Below are 9631 nucleotides of genomic sequence, written 5' to 3'. Positions count from 1 at the left end.
CGGGTAAGAGCTTCGTTGGCGCATGGGAATCCTGGCGATAAGGGTGATCGCGTCCGCTAAAAAATAGACGGACAACATCGCCCTTAATGCTGGAGTTCGGTAGGTGTGTTCACCGGGCGCTTACGATCAAGGTGGCCGTGTTCGACCCGGTGATGTTCGTGTTCATCAACCGCGCTCGTAACCAGGTCAAGGTGTTGTATTGGGAGCGCAACGGCTTTTGCCTTTGGCTCAAACGTCTCGAAGCCGAGCGTTTCCACATCTGCCCCAACCCTCACGAGGAATCCATCCAACTGACCGTCGATGAACTGAATTGGATGCTCGACGGCTTTGACCTGTGGCGCAATAAACCACACAAGATCTTCACCCCGCGCTGGGTAGCATGACGCCGGGCCGGTATAATCCGGCCCATGAAATCGGCCTCCCAAACGTTGCCCAATGACCCCGAATTGCTCAAGCGCATGCTGCTGCAAGCGCTTCAGAAAGGTGAGTCGGATCAGCAACGCATTGCACAACTTGAAGAGCAGGTTGCGATCCTGCGGCATCGCTTGTTCGCGCCCAAATCCGAACAAAGCACCGACGCCGATTCTCCCCAGTTGGCGATGTTCAACGAGGCTGAGGAAGTTCTGGCCGAGCCAGCTGCTGCACCGGAGACTGACGAGGAAACCGTAGCGCCTACCAAGCGTCGCGGCAAACGCAAGCCTCTGCCAGCCAACCTGCCACGCATCGATGTGGTACACGAGCTGCCAGAGCACGAGCTGACCTGCGATTGCGGCTGTCGCAGGCAGGTGATCGGTGAAGAAACCAGCGAACAACTGGACATTGTGCCGGCCAAGTTCCAGGTCATCCGCCACATCCGCAAAACCTACGCGTGCAAGGCCTGCGAAGCGGCGCCGGTGACAGCGGACAAACCTGCGCAACTGATCGAAAAGAGCCTGGCCAGCCCAAGCGTATTGGCCATGTTGCTCACCACCAAATACGCAGACGGCTTGCCGCTGTACCGTTTCGAGAAAGTGCTCAACCGCCATGGCGTGGAAGTGTCGCGGCAGACCTTGGCGCGCTGGGTCATCCAGTGTGCGGCGCAATTTCAGCCGCTGCTGAACCTGCTGCGCGACCGGTTGTTGGAAAGTCCTGTTATCCACTGCGATGAAACGCGGCTTCAAGTACTACACGAACCCGGACGTGACCCCACGGCGCAATCCTGGATGTGGGTGCAGGCCGGTGGGCCACCCGACACGCCCATTATTCTTTTCGACTACGACCCCAGCCGAACGCAGGCTGTGCCGCTGCGTCTGCTCGAAGGCTATCGTGGCCATGTAATGACCGACGATTACGCCGGCTACAACGCCGTGGCGGCGTTACCGGGCATCACTCGGCTGGGCTGCTGGGCGCATGCACGGCGCAAGTTCGTCGAAGCGCAGAAAGTACAGCCCAAAGGCAAAACCGGCCGGGCCGACATGGCGCTGAATCTGATCGGCAAATTGTATGGCATCGAGCGCGATTGCAAGGACGTCAGCAAAGAAGAGCGGCTTGCTGCGCGGCAAAGTCGCAGCGTGCCAGTGCTTGAACAACTCAAGCGCTGGCTCGACAAAACCCAGCCCAATACCCTGCCGCAAACGGCACTGGGCAAGGCCGTGAATTACCTCGCCAGCAACTGGACCAAGCTTGAGCGTTACGTCGAGGGCGGCCACCTGCCAATGGACAACAACCGTGCGGAGAATGCCATCCGGCCGTTTGTGATCGGGCGCAAGAACTGGATGTTCAGCGACACGCCACAAGGCGCCCATGCCAGCGCGCAGATCTACAGCCTGGTCGAAACGGCCAAGGCGAACGGGCGTGAGCCCTATGCCTGGTTGCGGCACGTGCTGGAGCGGTTGATGGCGGCGCAGAGCGTGGATGATTACGAGGCGCTGCTGCCGTGGAATTGCCCGGCTGATAGCTGACGGGGGCGCGTCGAAAATCGTTAGGCAAGACGGGGTCTATGGAGCGCTTATTCCGGACACAAACGCGTGCCGATAAGTAACGAGAGCGACTCAGCTTCCGTGCTTACAAGCAACGCCAGGCTGTTTTACACGGTGATGTATCGTTCACTGGCCTGCCCCGCCTTCAGCTGGGCAAGGCGATTCTTTAGCCTAACGGTAAATAGTGACTACACCACATCGAGACGTTCGCGAACCAGCTTCATTGTTTGCTCGGCGGCGACAAGAGGCGATTGGGGCGGTCCATTTCCGTGAGCGAGCGATCTACACGGCGTTTTCGAGGAGTTCCGCATACCCTCCCTTCTCGCTAAAACATCCGTTGTAGAGCCTCTCCGTTAGCGTCAAACGCACCCCATAGCAAGCAAGTTATGCGGGTAGATGACGAGGACGAGGCGGAAGGATAGACTGCGGTAAAGTGACTCTTGGGGCTTGCAAAAAGGGTCATTAGAAAGAAAACTATCAATGAAATGGAAATCAGCATGCAAATTATCATACCTATGTCTGGCTTTGGCGAGCGATTTCGTCGCGCGGGCTACTCGGTACCTAAACCACTGATACATATCGAAGGCAAACCTATAATTGCCCATGTAATCGACATGTTTCCCGGTGAGACGGATTTTATATTCATCTGCAACGAAGAGCATCTGGCCGAAGCGGCCTATCAAATGGAAGACACGCTTCGTCGCTATTGCCCCGCCGGTAAAATCATTGGTATCCCGCCTCACAAATTGGGACCTGTTTATGCTGTGCTGGAAGCCTCCTCTTTGATAAAAGAAAATGATCCAGTTATAGTTAATTATTGCGACTTCACATGTTACTGGGATTGGGAGAATTTTAAAGAATTTGCATCTGCAACGCAGGCATCTGGCGTGATACCGGCATATAAAGGATTTCATCCGCATACATTGGGTACGACAAATTATGCGTACCTGCAAGAGCGCAATGGCTGGGTAAAGGATATTCAAGAGAAGCAACCCTATACCAGCGATAGAATGAATGAGTTTGCTTCGAGCGGGACTTATTATTTCGCGTCGGGAGCGCTGATGAAAAAGGCGTTTTCAGATATTCTGAGGGAAAATATCAACGTAAATGGGGAGTATTACGTTAGTTTGGCTTATAAACCGATGTTGTCAGACGGGCTTCCTGTGGCTGTTTATCCCCTTCAGCATTTTATGCAATGGGGCACACCGGCGGATGTAGACGAATATAATGAGTGGTCGAAAATTTTTAAACGGCTGATTGAGAATGAAGCTGATCGGCCACAGATTTCGGGTAGCCTTGTCATCCCGATGGCAGGGCTGGGAGCTAGATTCGCGAAAGAAGGATATACGTTAACGAAACCTTTGATTCCAGTATCTGGTCGACCGATGGTATTACAAGCGGTGCATGATTTACCTAATACAAAAGATCTATCATTTATTCTGCGTAGCGATATGGATGGCGTCGATAAGATCATAAGCCAGATTGAATCAGCCTTCCCCGGTGCCCTTATAGCAACCGTGCCCGCAGTGACCGATGGCCAAGCATGCACTGCTCTGATAGGTTTGGAAAAACTGGCTAGGAAAGCTGGAGGGCCCATCACCAATGTGACCTTTGGGGCTTGTGATAATGGCGTACTGTTTGACCAGTCCGCCTTTTTAGAGTTATGTAATGATCCGTCTGTTGACGTAATTGTATGGGGCGTAAGGAAGCACACTAACGCCATACGACATCCTCACATGTTCGGCTGGATAGAAGAAGTGGATGGAAAGATAACATCTATTTCCGTCAAAAAGCCTTTAAAGGCGCCTGAACATGACCCGATCGTCATCGGTACTTTTACATTTCGGCGCAGTGCGGACTTTGTAAATGCTACACAACGGCTGATTGGCAGAGATGGACGCGTTAATGGTGAATTCTATATGGACTCATGTGTCAATGATGCCATAGCGTCGGGCTTGAATTGCGTTATGTTCGAGGTTGACAGTTTCATTTCTTGGGGCACCCCAAATGATCTTAAGACCTTTGAGTATTGGCAGTCTTGTTTCCAAAAGTGGCCAGGCCATCCCTATAGCTTGGAGCTTGACAAACGGGTACCAGCCGACCAAGTGGAAATATTAAAAGCTAAATACGCTAAATCAATACCTTTAGTGCCGAACTCACCATTATGATAAGACGAGAATTGGGCTTTTTTGCACTGATAGGCGCCCTAACCGTAGGGGTAGACTTTTTAGTTTATTTTACCCTGGCAAATTTTATGTCGGTTCAGGTTGCAATCTCCAAGCTTATTGGCTTTGTTGCTGGTAGCCTATTTGCCTATTTTGCTAATCGTTATTGGACATTTAAAGTAGACGCTTCTATAGGGAATAGTGCTTGGCGGTTTGCTATCGTTTACATTATAACCCTATACATAAATGTGGCAGTTAATAGTCGCCTACTGATGTTATTGGAAGATCACCGTTGGTCAGTCCAGCTTGCTTTTTTAGGTGCTACAGCGCTATCAGCTACGCTGAATTTTCTAGGAATGAAATTTTATGTATTCTCGTTGCGGCCTAGTAAGGAAACAGAATGAAATTCTCGCTCGTCATCCCCTGCTACAACGAAGCTAAGAATATCCCGCTGCTACTCGAACGTTGCACCCTGCTCGTCCAAAATCCAAAGTTTGAGGTCATCATTGTCGATAATGGGTCTACAGATGAATCATCTGCTCTACTGTCTCGGTTGTTAGCGACTAGCCCCCAATTCCGATTTATTCGGGTTCCTGTTAATAAAGGTTACGGATTTGGCATTTTGGCAGGGCTGAGCATCGCTCACGGGGATGTCATCGGCTGGACGCATGCCGACCTACAAGCTGATCCCTGTGACGTGTTAAAAGCGGCCGAGCTGTATGAATTACACGGATCAGAGATATTCGTAAAAGGGAAGCGTTTTGGTCGCCCATTTGCAGATCAGCTATTTACGTTAGGAATGAGCTTGTTCGAGACTGTGCTTTTGCGCCGAAGACTCTGGGATATAAACGCTCAACCTACCTTATTTCCCAGAACTTTTTTCCTATCCTGGGAGAATCCGCCGCATGATTTCTCGCTGGATCTATTCGCGTATTATCACAGCAAAACTGCTAAATTAACTACTCACCGCTTTAGGGTAAGATTTGGCAGTCGAGTCCACGGAGTATCACACTGGAATGTGAACTGGAGAGCCAAGCTGAAGTTTATTCGTAGAACAATTGGCTACAGCCTCCAGCTACGTAAACGGGTAAAATTATGAATATCATTGTTCATCGAAGAAATCTGTTAAGCGAGCTACGGGCGACGCCACGAGAGTTTGGTATAGAAGTGGATATCAGAACCAATGGAGATGAGTTGATTATTCATCATGACCCCTGTATGCCGGGCAATAGTTTTCTTGATTGGATAAACGAGTATAAACATGGGACGCTGATATTGAATGTCAAGGAGGAAGGGCTCGAAGAGCGGCTGATAGATGTCATGGCTAAACGAGGTATCCATGACTATTTTTTCCTAGATCAGTCCTTCCCTTTCTTAGTGAAATGGTCAAACCAAGGAGAGCGCCGCTGCGCTGTACGTGTTTCTGAATTCGAATCCGTAGAAACGGCAATGACCCTTGCCGGAAGAATTGATTGGGTGTGGGTCGATTGTTTTACCCATTTTCCCCTGAGTACACAGGATGCGCATAGGCTTCAATCTGCCGGGTTTAAACTTTGCCTCGTATCGCCAGAGCTACAGGGTCGAGACGCTGAAACGGAAATACCGGAATTGAAGGCTAAGCTTGATAAACTTAGGATCGTGGCAGAGGCAGTTTGCACAAAACGCCCAGACTTATGGGGGCGGACTTGAGATTTATGAAGACTTTTTATACCCAGCCCCTATTTTGGGCCGGGCTTATACTTCGTATATTATGCATTTTCATCGTGCTGCCTACCGCGACAGTTACTTGGTACGCGCCCTTTCTAACATTCAGTGTACAAAACGTGACGCTGGACCCTTGGTCGGCGTGGATAGACGGCGGGGGTATGCCTTCAGCCTTCCCTTATGGTTATGCAATGTGGGCCATATTCTTACCAGTCACATTACTGTTCAAATTTCTGTCAGTCCCGATCGCCTTCGCCTATGCCGGTACTTTATTGGTTGTAGACATTGCTATACTGGCGCAATTGAAGAAAATGCTTAATGCGAACGATGAATTTTTACTAATAACGTATTGGCTTTCTCCCATAGTTTTAGTGGCAAGCTATTTTTTTGGCTATAATGATCTGGTACCGGTGTTGTTTATTCTATCGGCCGTTCTTTTTGTAAAAAGGCTTCGATTTTTCTGGGCTGGAGTATTATGTGCGGCTGCCTTATCCGCCAAATTAAGTATGATAATAGCGGTCCCATTTTTTCTCATTTACTTTCTGCACAATCGAAAAATCAACCGGTTTTTCCACATTTTTTTAACGGGCCTCTTTGTGGGTGTGGCCGTGTTGTTGGTGCCGTTCGGGTTTTCGGCGGGTGGCGTTGATATGCTGATCAATAATATAGAAATACGTAAGATTTATGACCTCAGAGTTGAATTTGGTTATGGCTTCCAGTTATATCTAGTGCCCCTTATCTACTGCTTCATGATTTATGCGGCTTGGCGGGTAAAGCGCCTAAATTTTGAACTCTTTAATGCCACTTTGGGTATGGCATTTTTGCTCGTGGTGATTTTAACGCCCATCACACCTGGGTGGTACGTATGGATCATGCCGTTGCTCGTGTCATATCAACTTCAGAGTGATCGGTTTGCGGCAGTATTGGTCGGACTATTAACCGCCGCCTATTTGCTCTGCAGCATGTCATTGGGTAGTTGGGGATTTGTTACGGTAAGTGGCTTATTCAATTGGTTACCGAATATGCCAAAATCCTTCGAACAGACAACACTGTCTATCCTGCAAACCATGCTCGTGGCATTGGGCATGATTCTGGTGTTTCGTATCTGGCGCGAAACGGTCAGCAGAAATGATTTCTTCCGGCTTAGTCGTAAGCCATTTTTACTGGGTATCGCGGGCGACTCGGGAGCGGGTAAGGACACCTTTTCCGAAGCGATTCGAGATCTCTTTGGGCACCATTCGGTAGCTACAATCTCGGGTGACGATTATCATCTCTGGGACCGGCAGAAACCTATCTGGCAAGTCATGACGCACCTAAATCCTATGGCCAATGATCTAGAACGGTTCGGTCAGGACGTCTTTTCGTTAACGGATGGTAAAAGCATATTGTCTCGCCATTATGATCATGCAACCGGTAAAATGAGCCGGCCTATAAAAATAAAAAGCAATGACTTTATAATTGTAAGTGGTTTACATGCATTGTACTCGCCTATTGTTAGGCAATGCTATAGCTTGAAAGTATTCTTAGATATTGATGAGGATCTGCGTCGCTTCTTCAAGCTTCGCAGGGATGTCTTCCAGCGCGGGCATTCGGTCGAAAGAGTGTTGGCATCATTTGCCCGTAGAGAGCCGGACTCAATCAGATTTATACGGCCACAAGCTATGCATGCGGACCTTATATTTTGTATCCAACCGATCCATCCACGAATCTTGGAAGATTCAGAAAATCACCCTTTACGATTTAAATTGTGTGCACGTTCGCGTCACGGCTATGACGCTGTACTGCTTACCAGAGTTCTAATCGGTGTGTGCGGGTTGCATGTTGATATGTCTGAAGGACATGACGGCCTGGATGTAACATTGATTATCGAGGGTGAACCTACAGCCGACGATATTGAGCAAGCCGCTGAAATGATTTGCCCTAATGTTTTTGAGTTTCTGGATATATCTCCCCGCTGGGAGGATGGTGTATTAGGGTTAATGCAACTTATTACGCTATCTCATGTTAATCAGGCACTGAGAAAACGATTTATATGATGAAGATTTATAATGCGGACCGTTTTCATCGGTTGCCAGACGCGATATTATTTGATACGGATAACACTTTGTATCCTTATGACCCTGCCCATGCGGCAGCACAACGAGCCGTCCGCGATAAGGTGGTAAAGACCTTTTCCATTAGTCCTCAGGAGTTTGATAAGGCGTTCAAAAGCGCGCGGGACCAAGTTAAAACTCGCTTAAAGCATACTGCGGCATCGCACAGTCGCCTGCTTTATCTTCAGCGCATGCTTGAGATTATGGGGCTAGGGTCTCAAGTACTGCTTGCGCTTGATTTTGAACAAACCTATTGGAGAACATTTCTTAACAATGCGATTTTATTTGATGATGTGAAGGAGTTATTGGATGACATCCGGTTACTCAATATTCCGACAGCTATCGTGACAGACCTTACGGCACAAATTCAGTTCCGGAAAGTAGTATACTTTGGTCTCGATAATTATTTTGATTATATAGTCACCAGTGAAGAGGCGGGATTCGATAAACCTCATGAGGCGCCATTCAGTATTGCTTTAGAAAAAATGCGCCCCCAGGGAAGTTGTATATGGATGATCGGTGATAACCCGGTCAATGATATTCGCGGTGGTCGGGAAAAAATAAACGCTGTAACGTTACAAAAAATTCACCCTGGTACCCCGCTAGGGGTTGGGCAGGAAGCTCCTGACGCGGCGTTTGATAAGTTTAGCTCACTACGGGACTTTCTATCGGCCTTAAAGGAAAAAATATGAAGCGCTATGGAAACTCGCAGTTGGGATTGGATATTGCTCGCTTTTCGGCCAAAATCGGTGCTGACTCGCTTATCGTGCAAGGTGCGGGTGGGAATATATCATGGAAAGATAGCGGGTCTTTATGGGTAAAAGCATCTGGGACATGGCTAGCTGAAGCGTTAATAAACGATATTTTTGTCGAAGTCAATCTGGTTCATATACTTGAGAATGTTGAAGGTGGCAACTATGTGGTTGAGCCCCGTGCTGTGGGGGTTAGCCCGTTAAAACCATCAATCGAGACGTTGCTACATGCGTTGATGCCCCATTCTATTGTTGTTCATTTGCATCAAGTGGATTTACTTGCCTGCTTGGTAAGGCGCGATGCAGAACAGTTTATTGGATCCAAACTTGGAGAGACTGTTAGGTGGACCTTGGTGAATTACTACAAACCCGGAGCGATGCTTGCCAAGGCTGTCAATGAGGCGCTATCAGCGCGACCCGATGCGGACATTATTTTCCTGAAGAATCATGGAGTTGTAATCGGTGGAGATTCAGTGTCAGATGTTATGCAGAAGCTATTGTGTATCGTTGATCTCTTGAAGGTTCCATTTTATACACATGATGGTATCAACCCGGGTTCGGGCAAGCTGGGCTATATGCCGGTTTCGGAACCCTCACTCCATGCGTTAGCGGTGGAATCTTATTATTTGGATCGCCTTGTATTATCATGGGCGTTATACCCAGATCACATTGTTTTCTTAGGCCCCCAGGCTCATGTTTGTGATGGGTGGGACGCGGTATCAGAGAGCCGAAATAAAGCTGTTACTCCCAACCTGTTATTTGTCAAAGGCCATGGCGTGTACTCCAAGAATCCATTAACTAGAGCCGAAAGCGCGCAGCTTAGGTGCTACTATGATGTTCTGTCTAGGCTTCCGCTGGGTACCGAGCTACAGGTGCTTTCCAAGGCGGATGTACAGGGTCTGGTAAATTGGGAAGCGGAACAATATCGTGTCAATTTATCTAAATAATGATTTTGGCAG

At 48.6% G+C, this 9631-nt stretch carries 9 protein-coding genes; all 9 read left to right on the top strand.

The genetic code is table 11. From position 1 onward, the window contains the following. Positions 1-86: 86 nt before the first annotated feature. The 9 genes from tnpB to HAQ05_RS25310 all read left to right on the top strand — a co-directional run bounded on the left by tnpB (position 87) and on the right by HAQ05_RS25310 (position 9619). Entirely contained in the window at positions 87-383 is a 297-nt protein-coding gene (gene tnpB / locus HAQ05_RS25350) for an IS66 family insertion sequence element accessory protein TnpB (protein ID WP_190426318.1), read from the top strand. 24 nt (positions 384-407) lie between these two features. Further along, positions 408-1940, top strand: a complete 1533-nt coding sequence (gene tnpC, locus HAQ05_RS25345) for an IS66 family transposase (RefSeq protein ID WP_190426316.1) — start codon at positions 408-410, stop codon at positions 1938-1940. Positions 1941-2455: 515 nt separating this feature from the next. Next, positions 2456-4126, top strand: a complete 1671-nt coding sequence (locus HAQ05_RS25340; RefSeq protein WP_190426313.1) for an NTP transferase domain-containing protein — start codon at positions 2456-2458, stop codon at positions 4124-4126. Then, positions 4123-4527: a GtrA family protein gene (locus HAQ05_RS25335; RefSeq protein ID WP_190426311.1), complete on the top strand. Its 405-nt coding sequence runs from the start codon at positions 4123-4125 to the stop codon at positions 4525-4527. Before HAQ05_RS25340 ends, HAQ05_RS25335 begins: the two co-directional genes overlap by 4 nt. Continuing rightward, positions 4524-5222, top strand: a complete 699-nt coding sequence (locus HAQ05_RS25330) for a glycosyltransferase family 2 protein (RefSeq protein ID WP_190426308.1) — start codon at positions 4524-4526, stop codon at positions 5220-5222. The genes HAQ05_RS25335 and HAQ05_RS25330 overlap by 4 nt, the downstream gene beginning before the upstream one ends. After that, a complete protein-coding gene (locus HAQ05_RS25325; RefSeq protein ID WP_190426305.1) occupies positions 5219-5812 on the top strand; it encodes a phosphatidylinositol-specific phospholipase C/glycerophosphodiester phosphodiesterase family protein in 594 nt (197 codons plus the stop codon). The genes HAQ05_RS25330 and HAQ05_RS25325 overlap by 4 nt, the downstream gene beginning before the upstream one ends. A 5-nt stretch (positions 5813-5817) precedes the next feature. Continuing rightward, on the top strand, positions 5818-7863 hold the full coding sequence (locus tag HAQ05_RS25320) for a uridine kinase (RefSeq protein WP_190426303.1): 2046 nt from the start codon (positions 5818-5820) through the stop codon (positions 7861-7863). Next, positions 7863-8612: an HAD family hydrolase gene (locus HAQ05_RS25315; protein WP_190426300.1), complete on the top strand. Its 750-nt coding sequence runs from the start codon at positions 7863-7865 to the stop codon at positions 8610-8612. The genes HAQ05_RS25320 and HAQ05_RS25315 overlap by 1 nt, the downstream gene beginning before the upstream one ends. Continuing rightward, positions 8609-9619, top strand: coding sequence for a class II aldolase/adducin family protein (locus tag HAQ05_RS25310; protein WP_190426298.1), 1011 nt, complete (start codon positions 8609-8611; stop codon positions 9617-9619). The genes HAQ05_RS25315 and HAQ05_RS25310 overlap by 4 nt, the downstream gene beginning before the upstream one ends. The last annotated feature ends 12 nt before the right edge of the window (positions 9620-9631 follow it).

The sequence above is a fragment of the Pseudomonas typographi genome (genome assembly GCF_014694385.1).
GTDB classification, from domain to species: Bacteria; Pseudomonadota; Gammaproteobacteria; order Pseudomonadales; family Pseudomonadaceae; genus Aquipseudomonas; species Aquipseudomonas typographi.
The sequence above is the reverse complement of the archived record's forward strand: the minus strand, read 5'-3'. Positions and strand labels throughout refer to the sequence as shown.

Coding starts and splice junctions, on each gene's coding strand:
- tnpB (WP_190426318.1), top strand. CDS start 87: ATGCTGGAGTTCGGTAGGTGTGTTCACCGGGCGCTTACGATCAAGGTG.
- tnpC (WP_190426316.1), top strand. CDS start 408: ATGAAATCGGCCTCCCAAACGTTGCCCAATGACCCCGAATTGCTCAAG.
- HAQ05_RS25340 (WP_190426313.1), top strand. CDS start 2,456: ATGCAAATTATCATACCTATGTCTGGCTTTGGCGAGCGATTTCGTCGC.
- HAQ05_RS25335 (WP_190426311.1), top strand. CDS start 4,123: ATGATAAGACGAGAATTGGGCTTTTTTGCACTGATAGGCGCCCTAACC.
- HAQ05_RS25330 (WP_190426308.1), top strand. CDS start 4,524: ATGAAATTCTCGCTCGTCATCCCCTGCTACAACGAAGCTAAGAATATC.
- HAQ05_RS25325 (WP_190426305.1), top strand. CDS start 5,219: ATGAATATCATTGTTCATCGAAGAAATCTGTTAAGCGAGCTACGGGCG.
- HAQ05_RS25320 (WP_190426303.1), top strand. CDS start 5,818: ATGAAGACTTTTTATACCCAGCCCCTATTTTGGGCCGGGCTTATACTT.
- HAQ05_RS25315 (WP_190426300.1), top strand. CDS start 7,863: ATGAAGATTTATAATGCGGACCGTTTTCATCGGTTGCCAGACGCGATA.
- HAQ05_RS25310 (WP_190426298.1), top strand. CDS start 8,609: ATGAAGCGCTATGGAAACTCGCAGTTGGGATTGGATATTGCTCGCTTT.